This is a genomic window from Bacillus cereus group sp. MYBK101-2, assembly GCF_051918845.1.
GTDB lineage: Bacteria > Bacillota > Bacilli > Bacillales > Bacillaceae_G > Bacillus_A > Bacillus_A paranthracis.
Genome location: NZ_JBQAIE010000002.1, coordinates 377052 through 395080 on the forward strand (window position 1 = coordinate 377052; position 18029 = coordinate 395080).

Sequence of the window (18029 nt, forward strand, 5' to 3'; positions counted from 1 at the left end):
GGACTTGTAATGGAGATAGTTTGTGAGGATTTTCAAAAGGCGTTAACGAAAATAAAACTGTTACGAGAAAACGCTAATATAATAGAAGAAACTGTTCAAAGAAGTGTCAGGGAAATCGTTCATAACGTAAGAGAGAGTAGAGATGAGGCGTTATCTTTCTATACAAAAAAGTTTGATGGTGTAGAGATTAAAGATGTTCGTGTAAGTGAAGAAGAAATAAAACAAGCGAGTATGTTTGTAGAGAGTTCATTTTTAGAAGCGTTACAAGAGGCGAAGAAAAACATTATTTCGTACCATGAAAAGCAAAAAAGACAATCGATGTTTGATTGCACGAGTAAAGGCATCATAAGGGGACAAATCATTCGGCCGTTAGAAAATATAGGGGTATATGTGCCAGGCGGAACTGCTTCGTATCCTTCGTCAGTATTAATGAATGTATTGCCAGCAAAGCTCGCTGGTGTGAAAAAGATTGTAATGGTAACACCGCCAAGAGCAGTAGGAATTGATCCGCATATTTTAGTTGCTGCAAGCCTTGCAGGAGTAGATGAAATTTATACGATAGGTGGTGCGCAAGCAATTGCTGCTTTAGCATACGGGACGGAATCGATTCCGAAAGTGGATAAAATAGTTGGACCAGGGAATTTGTACGTCGCTTTAGCGAAACGAGAAGTATATGGAATAGTAAATATCGATATGATTGCTGGACCGTCAGAAATTGTAGTTATTGCAGATGAAACTGGCAATGCAAAATATATTGCTGCTGATTTATTATCACAAGCAGAACATGACGAGAGAGCGACAGCAATTTGTATTACAACAAATATAGATTTAGCAAAAGAAGTAGAAAAAGAGATAGAAAGGCAGTTAGAAACATTACCAAGAAGCGAAATTGCACGTGAATCAATAAAGAGAAATGGAGCCATTTTTATCGTTCCTTCTTTAGATGAGGCGCTAAAGTTATCGAATGAAATTGCCCCGGAACATTTAGAGTTACATATAAAAGAACCGATGAATGCTCTAGCTTATGTGAAACATGCAGGATCTATCTTTCTTGGACCATATGCACCAGAACCGCTCGGGGATTATTTAGCAGGACCGAATCACGTGTTACCGACAAGTGGAACGGCAAGGTTTTTCTCGCCGTTATCAGTCGATGATTTTGTGAAAAAATCAAGTTTTCTATCTTATACGGAGGAAGCATTAAGAGATGTAAAACATCATATTGTAGAACTTGCCAATAAAGAAGGGCTACATGCGCATGCGAGAGCAATTCAAATAAGATTTGGGGAGGAAGAATAATGCGGGAGTCTAGTCAAATACGTGAGACGACAGAGACAAAAATAAAATTAAGTTTACAGCTTGATGATGGGAAGAACGTTTCTGTACAAACGGGAGTTGGTTTTTTTGATCATATGCTAACTTTATTTGCAAGGCATGGAAGATTCGGTTTGCAAGTGGAGGTAGAAGGGGATGTATTCGTTGATGCACATCATACAGTTGAGGATGTTGGGATTGTACTCGGAAATTGTTTGAAAGAAGCATTGCACAGTAAAGAGGGGATTAACAGGTACGGCTCAGCATATGTACCGATGGATGAGTCTTTAGGCTTTGTTGCAATTGATATAAGTGGACGCTCATATATTGTATTTCAAGGAGAATTAACGAATCCGAAGCTTGGGGATTTTGATACAGAACTAACGGAAGAATTTTTTAGAGCAGTTGCTCATGCTGCCAATATTACATTACATGCTCGTATTTTATACGGAAGCAATACACATCACAAAATTGAAGCGTTATTTAAAGCGTTTGGTAGAGCGCTTAGAGAAGCAGTTGAAAGAAATGCCAATATTACTGGTGTAAATTCAACGAAAGGGATGTTGTAATTGATTGCCATTATAGATTATGGAATGGGAAACATTCGTAGTGTAGAACAAGCATTAAAGTATATTGGAGCAGCGTATATCGTAACGAGTGATAAAGAAGAGATTTTTAGAAGTGATGGAGTGATTTTACCAGGAGTAGGTGCATTTCCAAAAGCGATGGATGTATTGGAAGAAAAAGATTTAGTACGTGTGTTACAAGAAATTGGGCGTTCCAGAAAACCACTTCTAGGTATTTGTCTAGGAATGCAGCTTTTATTTGAAAAAAGTGAGGAACTACAAGACTGTAACGGGTTAAGTTTATTGCCAGGCGTTATTCGAAAGTTAAAGGTTCCTTATAAAATTCCTCATATGGGATGGAATGAGTTAAAGAAAGAAGGAGAAATAGCGCTTTGGAATGGAGTAGAGGACGGTTCTTTCGTATATTATGTCCACTCTTATTACGCAGATTGTCCAAATGAAATTGTATATGGAATAAGTGAATATGGAGTGAAAGTACCTGGTTTTGTAGCAAAAGGAAATATATATGGTGCACAGTTTCATCCTGAAAAAAGTGGTGACATAGGAATGCAAATGTTGAAAAATTTTAAAGGAGTGGTAGAATCATGGAAATCTTCCCAGCTATCGATTTAAAAAAGGGACGATGCGTTAGACTGTATCAAGGAGAATTTAGTAAAGAAACAGTAATGAATGAAGATCCGGTTGCGCAAGCGATTATATTTGAAAATTTTGGAGCGAAACGGTTGCACATTGTTGATTTAGATGGTGCAGTTGCTGGTGAGTCGTTAAACTTGTCCGTCATTGAAAGAATTTGCAAGGCAGTACGTATTCCAGTGCAAGTTGGCGGAGGAATTCGATCACTTGTAGCCGTAGAGAAATTATTTTCAGTAGGGGTAGATAAAGTGATTTTAGGAACAGCTGCTCTTTATGATAAGCCATTTTTAGAAGAAGCAGTTTTTCTATATAAAGAAAAAATCATCGTCGGAATTGATGCGAAAAATGGTTTCGTAGCAACGAGAGGCTGGCTTGATATGTCTGAAATTTCTTACATTGATTTAGCAAAACAAATGGAGAATGTAGGTGTTCAAACGATTGTATTTACAGACATTTCGAAAGACGGGACACTTGCAGGACCGAATATAGAACAATTGGAGTTACTACAAAAAAGCGTTTCTACTCGACTTATTGCTTCTGGAGGAATTGCATCTATACAAGATGTGAAAAAGTTAAATGATATGAACATATACGGCGTCATAATTGGTAAGGCTCTTTACGAGAAAACGATTGATTTAGAAGAAGTGCTAGAGGTAACAAAGTTATGTTAGCGAAACGCATTATTCCATGTCTAGATGTGAAAGAAGGGCGAGTCGTAAAGGGGGTAAATTTTATAGGGTTACAAGATGTCGGTGATCCTGTTGAAATAGCAGCTTTATATAATGATGCGGGAGCAGATGAAATAGTATTTTTAGATATTACGGCAACGCATGAAGGACGAAAAACGATTATAGATGTTGTAGAAAAAACGGCTTCAAAAGTATTTATTCCTCTTACAGTTGGAGGAGGAATTTCAAGTGTGAAAGATATGTACAATTTACTAAGAGCTGGAGCAGATAAAGTTTCAATTAACTCAGCAACAGTGCGAAATCCAAAATTAATCGAAGAAGGGGCAGAGCATTTTGGCTCACAATGTATTGTTGTAGCAATTGATGCTAGAAAAGTAGCGGAGGATAAGTGGAATGTATATGTGAACGGCGGAAGAGTTGATACAGGAATGGATGCAATCAGGTGGGCAAAGCGTGTTACAGAGCTAGGCGCAGGCGAAATTTTATTAACGAGTATGGATGCAGACGGAACGAAAAACGGATATGACCTTCGTTTAACAGAAGAAATTTCAAAAAGTGTTTCCGTACCTGTCATCGCGTCAGGTGGATGCGGTCATGCTGATCACATTATAGAAGTGTTTCAAAAGACAACAGTTGATGCAGCATTAGCGGCATCAATCTTTCATTACGGTGAGGCGACAATAGGGGACGTAAAGAGAAAGTTAAGAAATGCAAATGTTGAGGTGCGGCTATGAAACCTAACTTTTCAAAAGGACTATTACCAGCAGTTGTAATTGAAGAAGATACAAAAGAAGTTTTAATGCTAGCTTATATGAATGAAGAGGCATATGAAAAAACAATAGAAACGAAAAGAACATGGTTTTATTCTCGTTCAAGAAGGTCGTTATGGAATAAAGGAGAAACATCAGGTAATGTCCAACATGTGCAATCTCTTTATTTAGATTGTGATCAAGATTCAATCGTTGTTGTCGTAAAGCAAGTAGGACCTGCATGTCATACGGGAGAAAAAACATGTTTTCATTACAAAATTATATAGGGGGATACATATGAAAAATGCCTTTACATTACTATTCGAAACAATTAAAGAACGAAAGAGAAATCCACTTTCTGAATCATATACAAATTACTTGTTTTCAAAAGGAGAAGATAAAATTTTAAAGAAAATTGGTGAGGAATGTACGGAAGTAATTATTGCATCCAAAAATAATGATAACGAAGAGCTAGTGAAAGAAATGGTTGATGTAATGTATCACTGCTTCGTTTTATTAGCCGAAAAAAATATATCATTAGAAGATATTATGGAGGAAGTGACAGAAAGAAATGGGAAGCTTTCGAGAGTAGGGGACAGAAGAGAAATAGATACATTATAGGGGGAATATGTATGAAGGTGGATTATCACATTCATTTAGAAGAAGGGCCATATTCAATAGGATGGCTAGCTAAAATAAATGAAGCACTGCAACATTATGAACCGCTAAAAGAAGAAAAACATTCTATGGAATGGCTTGTGAAAACACAAGAACGCCTGCAAAGACGTGTGAATGAAGGGCCATTTACAACGAAATGGATTGATTTATATTTAGAAGAAGCTTTGCGAAAAGGGATAAAAGAAGTTGGTATTGTCGATCATTTATATCGTTTTTATGAAGCGAAAGAATACTATGAAAAATATGTTGATATTAGTGATTCGGGTCTTGGACGTTTACAAAAGGAATGGTTAGACCAAGTAAGGGTAGCTTCACTACATGATTTTACAAAGGCAATTGAAGAGGCGAAAGAACGGTGGAGTAAAAGAGGTGTTACGCTTAAACTTGGAATTGAAGCAGATTATTTTATTGGTGGTGAACAACAATTACAATCTTTACTCGCATTAGGAGATTTTGATTATGTAATTGGTTCTGTTCATTTTTTAAATGGCTGGGGATTTGATAATCCAGATACGAAAGAATATTTTAAGGAACATGACTTATATGTTTTATATGATACGTTTTTCAAAACGGTTGAGTGCGCAGTTCGTTCTGAGTTATTTGATATTATTGCTCATCTTGACAACATAAAAGTATTTAATTATCGATTAGATGAGAATGAACAACTTTCTTATTATAAGAAAATTGCGCGTGCATTAGTAGAAACAAATACAGCAACGGAAATAAATGCGGGATTGTACTATCGCTATCCTGTGCGCGAAATGTGTCCGAGTCCGCTATATTTACAAGTATTAGGTAAACACGAAGTTCCGATTACACTCTCTTCAGATGCTCATTATCCGAATGATTTAGGAAAATATGTGGAAGAGAATATAAAGACGTTACGTAATCATGATATTGCTCACTTAGCTACATTTACGAAACGAGTTAGAACGATGAGATTACTAGAAGAAGTAACAATTTCAAAATGATCACGATTTTTTCATGAAAACCCATCTTTTTGTTCAAAATAAGAAAGAATAAAAAGGAGGGTAAGAAATGTCGAAACAGCAAAATAAGCAAAATGTACAAGGTGCACAGCAACAAGCGTATACTTCTGAAACGAATGCTACATCTCAATCCGTTATTGAGGAACAAATTAGTGATACAGTTGCAGAAGGAACGATCGATGTGAAGCTTGGAAAACAATCGCAAGAAAAAGCATAAGAAGAGGGGGAGACTTGCATCTCCTCTTTTTTTGTGGAAAAGTGTCGATTTTCAAAACTATAATCAAATTCCTTGGTTTTTATATGTGGATTTCTTACAATGAAAGATAAGAGAGATCTTATTTTCTATAGAAGAGGTGTTAGTAGTGGCAAAAATATTAGTAGCAGGGAAAATTCCAGCAATCGGATTAGAACTATTAAAGGATCATGATGTAGAAATGTACGATAAAGAGGAGTTAATTTCTTTAGATGAATTAACAGAGCGTGTAAAAGACAAAGATGCATTGTTAAGCCTACTTTCTACAAAGGTGACAAAAGAAGTGATTGATGCGGCACCTAATTTGAAGATTGTTGCAAACTACGGTGCTGGTTACGATAATATTGATTACTCATATGCCGAAAAAAAAGGGATTGCGGTAACGAATACACCGAAAGTATCAACGGAAGCTACCGCAGAACTAACATTTGCACTTCTTTTAGCAGCGGCACGTAGAATTCCTGAAGGTGATACGCTATGTCGTACAACTGGATTTAACGGATGGGCACCGTTATTTTTCTTAGGCCGCGAAGTACATGGTAAAACAATTGGAATTATCGGCCTTGGAGAAATCGGAAAGGCAGTTGCAAAACGTGCGAAAGCATTTGGCATGAATATTTTATATACAGGACCAAATCGAAAGCCTGAAGCTGAAAGTGAACTGGAAGCAACATATGTAACATTGGAAGAATTGTTACAAACGGCAGACTTTATTACAATTAACTGTGCGTATAATCCGAAATTGCACCATATGATTGATGAAGAACAGTTCAAAATGATGAAGAAAACGGCGTATATTATAAATGCTTCACGTGGACCAATTATGCATGAAGCGGCACTTGCTCATGCTTTAAAAACAAATGAAATTGAAGGGGCAGCTCTTGACGTGTTTGAATTTGAGCCGAAAATTACGGAAGAGCTAAAAGGATTAAAGAATGTGGTACTTGCTCCTCACGTAGGAAATGCAACATTCGAAACGCGTGATGCGATGGCCGAAACGGCGGTAAGAAATATTTTAGCTGTATTAAATGGCGAAGAAGCTGTAACGCCTGTTAATCAAAAAGTATTCGTTACAAAATAAAAAGAAACCTTCCGATTCCGGAAGGTTTCTTTTTATTTTTCTTTATTTGCTCTTTTTGATGGTCTTTGTCTAAGGAATTGAGATAGCATGTACAAAATATATAGTGGAATAGCAATGAATAAGAAAACAGAAAAATTACCGAACCCTGTTTGGTACATTGTGATAATGATGCCCACTAAAAATAGTGTAATAATGATGCTATATCGTGGAATTGGTACATCTTTTAAACTTGGGATACGAATGCGGCTCACCATTAAAAATGCGAACGTTACAAATACTGTAATAAGAACGATTTTTGGAATGGTATGTGAAAATAATGTTAAGAAAGCAACAAGCCCTCCCGCTGCTGTAATCGGTACCCCAGTGAAATATTTCATTGAAGTAGAAGATGGTGTTACATTAAATCGTGCTAAACGATATGCTCCGAAAAGAGGGAATAGCCCCGCTATGTATAGTCCGATGATTCCATAATTAGAGAAAGATGTGTAATACATGAGAACAGCAGGTGCTGCACCAAATGTTACGACATCCGCAAGCGAGTCAAGCTCTTTTCCCATTTGTGAATCAACACGTAATAAACGAGCAACACGCCCATCAAGACTATCTAACATCATCCCGATAAGTACTAAAATAGCAGCTGATTTATAATATCCTAAAGATGCATAGCCGATTGACAAGAATCCACTATATAAATTTCCGAGCGTAAATAAGTTTGGAATAGCTGCTCTATACAAAATCTGATCCCTTGCTTTCTGTAATAAATTCTTAATTAGTGTATGAAAGTTTACTTATTTTATCATACCATAAATTTCTTCTTCACACGAAAGAAATTCCCAATTTGTGAAAGATTTCATATCAGAATGATTTGAAAAATAAGTGAAAAAAGAAGGGGCTGTCTCATAAGTCTCTTTCGAAGTAAGATCACATGAAATTGAAAAGGCAGAAACGTTATAAAATTAACATTTCTGCCCTTCACTTTTTATTCGATTTTGGCTAAAAAGCACTTTTTGGGACAGCCTCTTCTTGTATTATTCAAAGTTCGTTATCATAGTTCCAGTTTTATACCGATTGTTAGGATCGAAACGTAACAAATCTCCATAAATGAGTTTGTCGGAAAGTTTCAATTCTGTTTTTGCTTTTTCAATATTCGGTTGACATAATGAGATGTCTGCTTCTTCACCTGTGTTTCGTTTATAGCACATGTTTTTTGTATACACATAATCTTCCGAAACGAAGCTACCATCACGCATTACCATAAGTGGATCTTCTTCTTTAATAAATAAGTCAGTTCCAAATTCAACTGATTTATTTGTTTTAATACCAAGTAAATGAAGTAGCGTTGGTTTAATATCAATTTGACCAGACACTTTAGAAATGACTTTTCCTTCTTGACCAGGTACATGAATAATGAGAGGGACGCGTTGTAATTGCATAGAATCAAATGGTGTAATAGCGTCTTTCCCAAGGAACTGAGCCATAGCTGCGTTATGGTTTTCAGAAATACCGTAATGATCTCCGTAAATGACAATAACAGAGTTGTCATACAGTCCTTCTGCTTTTAATTGTTTAATAAATTGTTTAAGAGCTTCATCCGTATAACGAACGGTTGGGAAGTAACGGTTTACAACGCCACTTTCCGAATTAAACTCATCAACATATTGATCTTCTGGATTTAGAAGAAATGGAAAATGGTTTGTTAAAGTAATGAATTTTGTATAGAACGGCTGTGGTAAAGATTTTAACTTTGGAATAGATTGTTCAAAGAACTCTTTATCTTTTAACCCCCAACCGACAGACATTTGTTCCGTGCCTACGTAATCACTTAAATTAAAGTAACGATCATATCCAAGTGCAGGGTACATTACATCACGATTCCAAAACGTTTTATCGTTTGAATGGAAGACAGCAGAAGAATATCCGTATTTCTTTAATTGTTCTGGTGTAGCTGTATATTCATTTGTTGCATGAGTAAAGAATACAGAACCGCGGTCTAACGGATAAAGTGAATTTTCAACGATAAATTCAGCATCAGAAGTTTTACCTTGCCCTGTTTGATGATAGAAGTTATCGAAATAAAAACTATCTTTAATAAATTCATTTAAAAATGGAGTAATTTCTTTTCCATTTATTTTTTTATTAATAACAAAACTTTGTGTAGATTCCATTGAAATCAAAATTACATTTTTACCTTTTGCAGCTCCAAATAAGTTCTTATCAACTTGCTTATCTTTTGAGTCTGTATAGTTTTTAATTTCAGAGAACCCGTCCCCACTTGCAAATACACGTTCAGCTGAAGATTTTGATTGCAGTGTAATATCAAATAGATGATATGTGTATAAACCTAAATTTTTCACGACAGTTTGACGGTCAAACGAGCGTGAGAACATTTGTGGTTTATAAATAATGGAAACAACAATTTGTAGTGCTAATAGAGCTGTTACACCGCTAAAGAAAGTTCTCTTCTCAGAGCGAGAAAGCGGCGTTTTGTCGCAAAATGATGGGAATTTACGCGAAAGAAACATTAAGATGATCGCATCTGCAAATAACAGTAATGTTTTATACGTAAAGAGTTCTTTTATACTCGTCCCTAAATCAGCCATATTATTTGTTTGAAATAATACTGGGAACGTAACGAAATCGTTATAAAACCCATAAAACATTGCATTTCCAAATAAAATGAATGACAGTATAAAACTAATTCCAACTATAATGCGATTTCGGTGTTTAGATGCAAATAATGCAAAACCGAAAAATAAAAGTAACGCAGCTAGTGGATTCATAAAAAGCATAAATTCTTCAAAGAAATTATCAATTTTAATATCAAACGCTAGCTTGTACACAATATATGTTTTTATCCATAATAAAACGACTGCAACGAGTGCGAATCGCAGTTTTGGAAACAGACGTTGTAGCATAATATACTCCTCTCCTAAAAAGCATGACGGTTCTTGTGGGCCTATTTGATTAGCGCCTCATTTTATATATACGAACAGTCCTTTATTATTATGTTTATTATACTATGAGTATCATTATACGAAAATAAAAGAGAGTTGTGGACTTTTTTATAACAATTGAGTAGAAAAAGGACAGTAGGAGACAATAAAATGGAGTTTCTATGTATGATTATTATCGTGCGCGGAAAGAATCGTGTAACAATACGGAGGTTATAATGCGAAAATTATTATATTTTATAGTATGCAGTAGTGTTATACTTTTTGCTTCACCAAGTGTGTCGGTAGCAGAGTATGATGCACCTCTTATGGAAGATGCCCTTTATTCTGTGTTATTTCCGAAAATAAATAAAGCAATCGAAAAACAATATGGGAGCTTGAAGCCTTATCAATGCCCGAAAATTATTAGTTTAAAAAAAGTGTATAGCGGCACATATTTATTTCAAGCGAGTATTGAAGTGACAAAGTATGAACGTGTTGCAGGGAAAATTGCGCCACCATTTGAGAAGGTAACGATTACATTTAATAACGAAGAAGGCGAATGGGAAGTGACAAAGGTTTCAGTAAAGCGCTTACCAAACGATACGAAACTAAACTGTCAAAAAGCAATATAAAAAATTGTTTGACAAATAAAATGGTCCTTTGGTATTGTTAATAGCAACAATTAGATGTTTGAAAATTAAATAGACTTACCTCATCTACTCTCAAAGGTAGAGGCCGCGATAGGAAAGAGTAAGCTATGGGAGATTGAATGGAATCTGTGATCATAGGTTGAAAGGGACTATTGCCGAAATATAAGAATAACCATCTTATTCATATATTGGGACTGCATTGAATAAATGTAGTACTGTCATAAGATTTATTTTATGGAGAGCTATTTGGAGATGTTGATGCGGTTTCTTATTTTGAGGAGATAACAACTCGTTTATTTTTTCAATATATATTTTTCCTAATAAGAAACGCGTGTGAACATTGTTCCGCGCGTTTTTTGTCTATCTAAAAGCGTGCTGCAATGAATAGAAGATTGGGGTTATGAGTTTTAGAGGAAATAAGGGAGGAATTCAAATGTATTTACACGGCACAAGCCGAATCAATGGGCAAGGACACTTAGAAATTGGAGGGTGCGACACGACGCAGCTAGCAAAACAATATGGAACACCACTTTATGTATACGATGAAGAGTCAATTCGAGGAAAGTGCCGCGCGTTTCATCGTGCTTTTAAAGAAAGTGGGTTCTCTTATCAAGTAGCATATGCAAGCAAGGCGTTCTTGTGCATGGAGATGTGCCGAGTAGCTCGTGAAGAGAATATGTCATTAGATGTTGTTTCTGGAGGAGAATTATATACTGCACTACAAGCAGGATTTCCTGCATCGCGCATTCATTTTCATGGCAATAACAAAACAGATGAAGAAATTGTGATGGCTCTTCAGGCGAATATTGGTTGTTTTGTCGTAGATAACTTCTTAGAATTAGAAATTTTGCATGATTTAGCAGTGCAGCATGGGAAATTTGTGAACATATTAATTCGTGTAACGCCTGGGGTAGAGGCGCACACACATGAATATATTACAACAGGTCAAGATGATTCAAAATTTGGATTTGGCGTGTCAAATGGTCAAGCGATGCAGGCAATTGAGCTTGCTTTACAAAAATCAAATTATAACGTGTTAGGAATTCATTCACATATTGGATCACAAATATTTGAAACGGCTGGCTTTGTGCGAGCGATTGAAGTTCTTCGTCAATTTTTAGAAGCAGTGAGAGAGCGAACAAACTATGTAGTAAAAGTGCTAAATGTAGGGGGAGGATTCGGAATACGCTACACAGAGTCCGATACACCATTAACTCTTGAGACGTATGTGCGAGCTGTAACAAGTGCGGTGAGAGAACAATTTACGTTATGTAATTATCCATTGCCAGAAATATGGGTTGAACCAGGCCGTAGTATTGTGGGTGATGCCGGAACGACACTTTATACAGTCGGATCTGTGAAAGACATTCCTGGTATTCGGAAATATGTATCAGTGGATGGTGGGATGACTGATAACTTAAGACCTGCTTTATATAACGCTCGTTATGAAGCGATGTTAGCGAATCGAGGGAATGATGAGAACGAGGAAGTTGTTTCGATTGCAGGGAAATGCTGTGAGAGTGGAGATATGTTAATTTGGGATATTAATCTACCGAAAGTTGCTTCTGCGGATTTACTAGCAATTTCTTGTACAGGGGCATACGGGTACTCGATGGCAAATAATTATAATCGGATTCGTAGACCAGCTGTCGTCTTCGCGAAAGGTGGTACATCACAAATTGTTGTAGAGCGCGAAACATATGAAAATATTATTGGGAACGATCGCATACGTATAAAAGAACTTGTTTAAATGAGGAAAAAGGAGTTGTTCGGATGGGCAATTCCTTTTTTATAAAATAAAATAATTAAAATATATCGGAAAACTAGGATTGAAAAAAATCAGAATTGTGATAAAATACAAATACAAAGCTTATCAAGAGAAGCGGAGGGAACTGGCCCGGCGAAGCTCGGCAACCTGCTTATAGAAAGCAAGGTGCTAAATCCAGCAAAATGGAATCCATTTTGAAAGATAAGGTAAAATATATTACCGAACAGTCTTTTCGAAATGGGAAAGATTTTTTTTATGAATAAAAAGGGGGGCTGTTCGCGTGAGCGTACGGGAACATTTTGAGGAAGTATCTGAGAAAATTGAAGCGATGCTTGCTGATATGAAATATGGTTCAATTACAATTGTTGTGCAAGATGGAAAAGTCATTCAATTAGAGAAAAGTGAAAAAGTACGTTTAAAGTAAAAAGCGCTGACTAGAAAAACTAGAGGCGGTTTTAACCTATTTTATTAGGTTAAAACCGTCTTTTTGCTTTTACAGGGGGAAAAAACATGTTGACGTATGAAACGTGGGAAGAAAATGATGTTTCATTTTCAGAAGAAGATGAAACGAAAGGCGCGTTATCTGTATTAAGTTGGGCTTATAAAGAATATAAAAGTGAAATTGTATACGCATGTAGCTTCGGAGTGGAAGGGATGGTACTGCTGCATCTTATTAACCAAGTAAATCCATCTGCTAAAGTTGTATTTTTGGATACAAACGTACATTTTCAAGAAACGTATGAATTAATTCAAAAAGTGCGGGAACGATTTCCTTTATTGAATATTATAGAAAAACAGCCAGAACTTACACTTGATGAACAAGCCAAAGCGCATGGTGACAAGCTATGGGAAAGCAATCCCAATCTCTGTTGTAAGATTAGAAAAATTTTACCTTTAGAAGAATCATTAGCGAATGAAAAAGCGTGGATATCGGGATTGAGAAGGGAACAATCAGAAACCCGTAAGCATACAAAGTTTATAAATCTAGATCATCGCTTTCAATCTATTAAAGTTTGTCCGCTCATTCATTGGACGTGGAAAGAAGTATGGAGATATGTATACAAACATAGCTTGCCTTATAACCCATTACATGACATTGGGTATCCAAGTATTGGGTGTGAGAAGTGTACGTTACCTGTAGGAGAGGGTGGCGATTCAAGGGATGGTAGATGGGCAGGGAAAGTAAAAACTGAATGTGGCCTTCATTATCAATAAGGTGAATTTGAAAATAAAGCTAAGAGAGGGTTTAGAAAATGAGTACAAGAAACGAATTAGTAAATCTTTTAGACGAGACATATGATGTATCACAAATTGAAAAAGAAATTGAGCTAGACAACATTGCGTTAAGTGATTTAGAGCTATTAGCAACAGGAGGATATAGCCCGCTTACTGGTTTTCTAGGAAAGAAAGATTATGATTCGGTTGTAGAAACGCTTCGTTTAAATAATGGAAGTGTTTGGAGTATACCAATTACATTACCAGTAACGGAAGAGGTAGCAGAGACGCTAAAAGTTGGAGAGGAAGTAAAGCTTGTTAACGGTGGAAACGTATATGGTGTCATTCAAATAGAAGATATTTTTGTGCCTGATAAGGAAAAAGAAGCGTTACTAGTATATAAAACGACGGATGAGGCTCATCCGGGAGTGAAAAAATTATATGAACGACCGAACGTTTATGTCGGTGGGGCTATTGTTCTTACGAAACGCTTTGAAAATAATCCGTTTCCTTCTTATCATTTAGACCCAATTGAAACGAGAGAAGAATTTAAAAAACGTGGTTGGAAAACAGTAGTCGGATTCCAAACGAGAAATCCTGTACATCGTGCCCATGAATATATTCAAAAATCTGCTCTTGAAATTGTAGATGGTCTCTTTTTAAATCCGCTCGTTGGGGAAACGAAGTCGGACGATATTCCTGCTGATGTAAGAATGGAAAGCTATGAAGTGTTACTTCAAAACTATTATCCGAAAGATCGTGTCTTTTTAAGTGTATTTCCTGCAGCGATGCGTTATGCAGGACCGAGGGAAGCAATATTTCATGCACTAGTCAGAAAGAATTTTGGATGTACCCACTTTATTGTAGGGCGAGATCATGCAGGGGTAGGAGATTATTACGGTACTTATGAAGCGCAAGAAATTTTTACAAACTTTACAGTAGAAGAATTAGGGATTACACCGTTATTTTTTGAACATAGTTTTTACTGTACGAAATGTGAAGCAATGGCTTCGACGAAAACATGCCCGCATGGAAAAGAAGATCATGTTATTTTATCGGGTACGAAAGTAAGAGAACTATTACGAAACGGTGAGATTCCGCCAAGTACATTTAGTCGTAAAGAGGTAGTGGAAGTGCTAATTAAAGGCTTGAAAAAAGAAGTAGTAACAGAATAGGGAGAGAATGAGATGGACACAAATATTACTTGGCATACAGCTTCGGTTTCAAAAGATGAGAGAAGAGTGAAGAATGGGCATCATAGTTTTGTAATTTGGTTTACTGGTTTATCAGCGTCGGGTAAATCTACAGTAGCAAACGCGGTTGCTCGTAAACTATTTGAAAAGAATATTGGAAACTATGTACTTGATGGAGATAATATACGCCACGGTTTAAATAAAGATTTAGGTTTTTCTGAAAGTGATCGTATGGAAAATATAAGACGGATTGGCGAAGTGGCAAAGCTATTTGTAGATCAAGGTACTGTTGTTCTTACAGCGTTTATTTCACCGTTTCGAGTAGACCGAAAACAAGTTAGAGATCTATTAGCTGCAGATGAATTTATAGAAGTGTTTGTAAAATGTCCAATTGAAGAGTGTGAGAAACGTGATCCGAAAGGGCTTTATAAAAAAGCAAGAAAAGGTGATATTAAAGACTTTACAGGTATCGATTCACCATATGAGGAACCAGAGAAAGCGGAATTAATTGTACAAACGCACAAGTATTCTATTGAAGAATGTGCAGAACAAATCGTGAAGTACTTACAAGAGCGTAGTTTTATATAGGGGGATAAAAAATGAGTTATGAAAAAGTATGGGCTAACAATGAAAAATTAAATCAAACTGAGAAAAATAAATTAAAAAAAGATGGATTGGAAATCTTTAATGACATTCCTTACTATGCAGAGAATGGCTTCGAATCTATTCCGAAAGAAGAGTGGGACGCATTCAAATGGGCAGGGTTGTATTTACAAAGACCGAAAGAAGCTGGTTATTTTATGATGCGTGTAAATATTCCTTCTGGCATTATTACGAATGCACAGGCAGAAGTGCTTGCTTCTATCGCTGAGGATTATGGACGTGACGTAATAGATATTACGACAAGACAGGCGATTCAGTTTCATTGGTTACAAATTCATCAAATTCCAGATATTTTTAAAAGATTAGCAAGAGTTGGGTTATCTTCAGCTGGGGCGTGTGGTGATATAACGCGTAATATTACAGGAAATCCACTTGCTGGCATTGATGCAAATGAATTATTTGATACAACGCATATTGTGAAAGAGGTATATGACTACTTCCAACATAATGAAGAGTTTTCTAACTTACCACGTAAATTTAAAATGTCTATTAGTTCTAACATTTATAACGCAGCAAACGCAGAGATTAACTGTGTTGCATTTACACCTGCTACGAAAGAAATAGATGGTGAGAAAAAAGTTGGTTTTCATATAAAAGTAGGCGGTGGGTTATCGGCTCGTCCATATTTAGCTGATGAATTAGATGTATTCGTTTTACCAGAAGAAGTCAAAGCGGTAGCGATTGCGATTGCTACGATATTCCGTGATTTTGGATATCGTGAAAAACGTCATTTAGCTCGTTTGAAATTTCTTGTTGCAGACTGGGGAGCAGAGAAGTTTAAAGAGAAACTAATAGAATATACAGGACCATTACAAAGTAAAGGAGAAAGTGCTCTTAAAGGCTGGAATGCGGGATACTTTTATGGTGTCCAAGACCAAAAACAAGATGGACTAAAATATGTAGGTTTTAATGTGCCGGTAGGACGCCTACATGCAGAAGAAATGTTTGAGATTGCAAGAATTGCTAAACAATATGGAAATGGACAAATTCGTACATGTAATTCACAAAACTTCATTATTCCGAATGTTCCGCCAGAAAATGTAACTGGCTTGCTAAATGAGCCGTTGTTTGAAGCGATATCAGCAAATCCGAAATCGTTTATTGGTCACGCGGTTTCTTGTACTGGTATTGAATATTGCAATCTTGCATTAGTAGAAACGAAAGAAAGATTACGAAAAATTGCCGAATACTTAGATACACAAATTGCACTCGATGTTCCGATTCGTATTCATATGGTAGGATGCCCGAATTCATGTGGTCAACGTCAAATTGCTGACATTGGATTACAAGGTGTAAAAATGAAAACGAAGGAAAAAGGAATTGTTGAAGCCTTTGAAATATATGTAGGTGGAACGCTGTTAGATGGTGGTGCTTATAACCAAAAGTTAAAAGGAAAAATAGATGGTGAGGATCTACCTGATGTACTCGTATCATTTATAAGTTATTTCAAAGAAAATAAATTACCAGCTGAAACGTTTTATGATTTTGTAGGCCGTGTTGGTGTAGAGACATTACAAACAGCGTTAAATAACGTGTTAGAAGAAGTAATAGCGTCTTAGGAGGGACAATATGGATTTATATCGATTTGAAGCTGTATTAGAGAATAGTATTGTTCCAATTGTTGTTGTTGCTGAAAGTGAAGAAAAGGCATTTAAGATGGCGGAGATTGAACTTGAAAAACATTTTTTACCGTTACCAGAAGTAAAGGAGATTGCTCTATTTGAAAAAAAGAAGATTCGAAAAAGCGCGGCTTTTGTTATTCATGAGTAAGGAACATTGAAATATGAAGAAATGAAAACTTCCATTCCTATATAAGGATGGAAGTTTCACTTTAATAGTAGAAATGAGGAGAGATGATGGGAAAAGTATATATCGTTGGAGCGGGCCCTGGAGATCCAGATTTAATTACTGTAAAAGGATTGAAATGTATTGAGAAGGCAGATGTTATTTTGTACGACCGTCTCGTAAATAAAGAGTTGCTTTCCTATGCAAAGTCTGGAGCGGATTTAATTTATTGCGGAAAACTACCAAATTATCACACGATGAAGCAAGAGACAATTAACACGTTTCTTATTAAATATGCGAAAAAAGGAAAAGTTGTAACGAGGCTAAAAGGTGGGGATCCATTTGTATTTGGTAGAGGAGGAGAAGAAGCTGAAGCGTTAGCAAAGCAAGGTGTACCGTTTGAAATCGTTCCTGGTATTTCAGCTGGAATAGCTGCTCCTGCTTATGCTGGTATTCCAGTGACACATCGTGATGCAAGTGCAAGTTTTGCTATTGTGACAGGGCATAGAAAAGAAGATGCTGAAGAGGAAGTGAAGTGGGAAAATTTAGCGAAAGGTGTAGAGACTTTAGCTGTATATATGGGGGTTAGCAATTTACCCTACATATGTGAGCAACTGATAAAGCATGGAAAAAATAAAAGTACGCCTGCTGCTATTATTGAGCGGGGAACGACATCTATGCAGCGCACAGTTGTTGGGACGTTAGGAACAATTGTAGATGTTGCGAAAAAAGAACAAATTCAAAATCCAAGCATGATTGTAATTGGAGAAGTCGTCCGTTTTAGAGAAAAAATCCATTGGTTTGAAAAGCAGACAGAAAGTACGTATCAAGTAAGTGGAGTGTTATAAA

The 18029-nt window shown here is 36.4% G+C and carries 21 protein-coding genes and 2 riboswitches; of the genes, 19 read left to right on the top strand and 2 right to left on the bottom strand.

Annotation, left to right across the window (positions count from 1 at the left end; all coding sequences use genetic code 11):
• Positions 1–9: 9 nt before the first annotated feature.
• From hisD to ACTFSI_RS07305, 10 genes are all read left to right on the top strand, one after another.
• The gene (gene hisD / locus ACTFSI_RS07260; protein WP_070805581.1) at positions 10–1299 is read left to right on the top strand and encodes a histidinol dehydrogenase; all 1290 of its coding nucleotides are present in this window, start codon (positions 10–12) and stop codon (positions 1297–1299) included.
• Entirely contained in the window at positions 1299–1883 is a 585-nt protein-coding gene (gene hisB, locus ACTFSI_RS07265; protein ID WP_070805582.1) for an imidazoleglycerol-phosphate dehydratase HisB, read from the top strand. The genes hisD and hisB overlap by 1 nt, the downstream gene beginning before the upstream one ends.
• The gene (gene hisH / locus ACTFSI_RS07270) at positions 1884–2513 is read left to right on the top strand and encodes an imidazole glycerol phosphate synthase subunit HisH (protein WP_070805583.1); all 630 of its coding nucleotides are present in this window, start codon (positions 1884–1886) and stop codon (positions 2511–2513) included.
• Positions 2486–3205 carry a 1-(5-phosphoribosyl)-5-[(5-phosphoribosylamino)methylideneamino]imidazole-4-carboxamide isomerase gene (hisA, locus tag ACTFSI_RS07275; protein ID WP_000402314.1) on the top strand — a complete coding sequence of 240 codons (720 nt, stop codon included), beginning with the start codon at positions 2486–2488 and terminating at the stop codon, positions 3203–3205. Before hisH ends, hisA begins: the two co-directional genes overlap by 28 nt.
• Positions 3199–3957, top strand: coding sequence for an imidazoleglycerol phosphate synthase cyclase subunit (hisF, locus tag ACTFSI_RS07280; RefSeq protein WP_000880093.1), 759 nt, complete (start codon positions 3199–3201; stop codon positions 3955–3957). The genes hisA and hisF overlap by 7 nt, the downstream gene beginning before the upstream one ends.
• Complete coding sequence (hisI, locus tag ACTFSI_RS07285) at positions 3954–4259, top strand: phosphoribosyl-AMP cyclohydrolase (protein WP_000803969.1); 306 nt, start codon at positions 3954–3956, stop codon at positions 4257–4259. The genes hisF and hisI overlap by 4 nt, the downstream gene beginning before the upstream one ends.
• Before the next feature lie 10 nt (positions 4260–4269).
• Entirely contained in the window at positions 4270–4593 is a 324-nt protein-coding gene (gene hisE, locus ACTFSI_RS07290) for a phosphoribosyl-ATP diphosphatase (RefSeq protein WP_000786132.1), read from the top strand.
• A gap of 11 nt (positions 4594–4604) precedes the next feature.
• Entirely contained in the window at positions 4605–5621 is a 1017-nt protein-coding gene (locus tag ACTFSI_RS07295) for a histidinol phosphate phosphatase domain-containing protein (protein ID WP_440045306.1), read from the top strand.
• Positions 5622–5688: 67 nt separating this feature from the next.
• Positions 5689–5856, top strand: a complete 168-nt coding sequence (locus ACTFSI_RS07300; protein WP_000043572.1) for a YozQ family protein — start codon at positions 5689–5691, stop codon at positions 5854–5856.
• 145 nt (positions 5857–6001) lie between these two features.
• The gene (locus ACTFSI_RS07305; RefSeq protein WP_001062822.1) at positions 6002–6973 is read left to right on the top strand and encodes an NAD(P)-dependent oxidoreductase; all 972 of its coding nucleotides are present in this window, start codon (positions 6002–6004) and stop codon (positions 6971–6973) included.
• Between the two features lie 32 nt (positions 6974–7005).
• On the opposite strand, the gene pssA is transcribed toward ACTFSI_RS07305, so the two are convergent.
• Entirely contained in the window at positions 7006–7707 is a 702-nt protein-coding gene (pssA, locus tag ACTFSI_RS07310; protein WP_000285422.1) for a CDP-diacylglycerol--serine O-phosphatidyltransferase, read from the bottom strand.
• Between the two features lie 294 nt (positions 7708–8001).
• Complete coding sequence (locus ACTFSI_RS07315) at positions 8002–9888, bottom strand: LTA synthase family protein (protein ID WP_000941731.1); 1887 nt, start codon at positions 9886–9888, stop codon at positions 8002–8004.
• A gap of 200 nt (positions 9889–10088) precedes the next feature.
• Here ACTFSI_RS07315 and ACTFSI_RS07320 point away from each other — a divergent pair, with 200 nt between their 5' ends.
• From ACTFSI_RS07320 to cobA, 9 genes are all read left to right on the top strand, one after another.
• Positions 10089–10538: a DUF3888 domain-containing protein gene (locus tag ACTFSI_RS07320; protein WP_002091837.1), complete on the top strand. Its 450-nt coding sequence runs from the start codon at positions 10089–10091 to the stop codon at positions 10536–10538.
• A gap of 89 nt (positions 10539–10627) precedes the next feature.
• Positions 10628–10809: riboswitch (Lysine riboswitch) on the top strand.
• Positions 10810–10989: 180 nt separating this feature from the next.
• Positions 10990–12306, top strand: a complete 1317-nt coding sequence (gene lysA / locus ACTFSI_RS07325; protein ID WP_000280638.1) for a diaminopimelate decarboxylase — start codon at positions 10990–10992, stop codon at positions 12304–12306.
• Positions 12307–12423: 117 nt separating this feature from the next.
• Positions 12424–12532: riboswitch (SAM riboswitch) on the top strand.
• Between the two features lie 72 nt (positions 12533–12604).
• Entirely contained in the window at positions 12605–12748 is a 144-nt protein-coding gene (locus tag ACTFSI_RS07330) for a YezD family protein (RefSeq protein ID WP_000116161.1), read from the top strand.
• Between the two features lie 86 nt (positions 12749–12834).
• Positions 12835–13539 carry a phosphoadenylyl-sulfate reductase gene (locus tag ACTFSI_RS07335; RefSeq protein ID WP_000958988.1) on the top strand — a complete coding sequence of 235 codons (705 nt, stop codon included), beginning with the start codon at positions 12835–12837 and terminating at the stop codon, positions 13537–13539.
• Positions 13540–13577: 38 nt separating this feature from the next.
• Entirely contained in the window at positions 13578–14714 is a 1137-nt protein-coding gene (gene sat, locus ACTFSI_RS07340; protein ID WP_044793710.1) for a sulfate adenylyltransferase, read from the top strand.
• Between the two features lie 12 nt (positions 14715–14726).
• Positions 14727–15320, top strand: coding sequence for an adenylyl-sulfate kinase (gene cysC, locus ACTFSI_RS07345; protein ID WP_000380508.1), 594 nt, complete (start codon positions 14727–14729; stop codon positions 15318–15320).
• 11 nt (positions 15321–15331) lie between these two features.
• Positions 15332–16954: a nitrite/sulfite reductase gene (locus ACTFSI_RS07350; RefSeq protein WP_000119649.1), complete on the top strand. Its 1623-nt coding sequence runs from the start codon at positions 15332–15334 to the stop codon at positions 16952–16954.
• Positions 16955–16964: 10 nt separating this feature from the next.
• Positions 16965–17165, top strand: a complete 201-nt coding sequence (locus ACTFSI_RS07355) for a DUF3906 family protein (RefSeq protein ID WP_000366909.1) — start codon at positions 16965–16967, stop codon at positions 17163–17165.
• 86 nt (positions 17166–17251) lie between these two features.
• Positions 17252–18028 carry a uroporphyrinogen-III C-methyltransferase gene (gene cobA, locus ACTFSI_RS07360; RefSeq protein WP_000521286.1) on the top strand — a complete coding sequence of 259 codons (777 nt, stop codon included), beginning with the start codon at positions 17252–17254 and terminating at the stop codon, positions 18026–18028.
• The last annotated feature ends 1 nt before the right edge of the window (position 18029 follow it).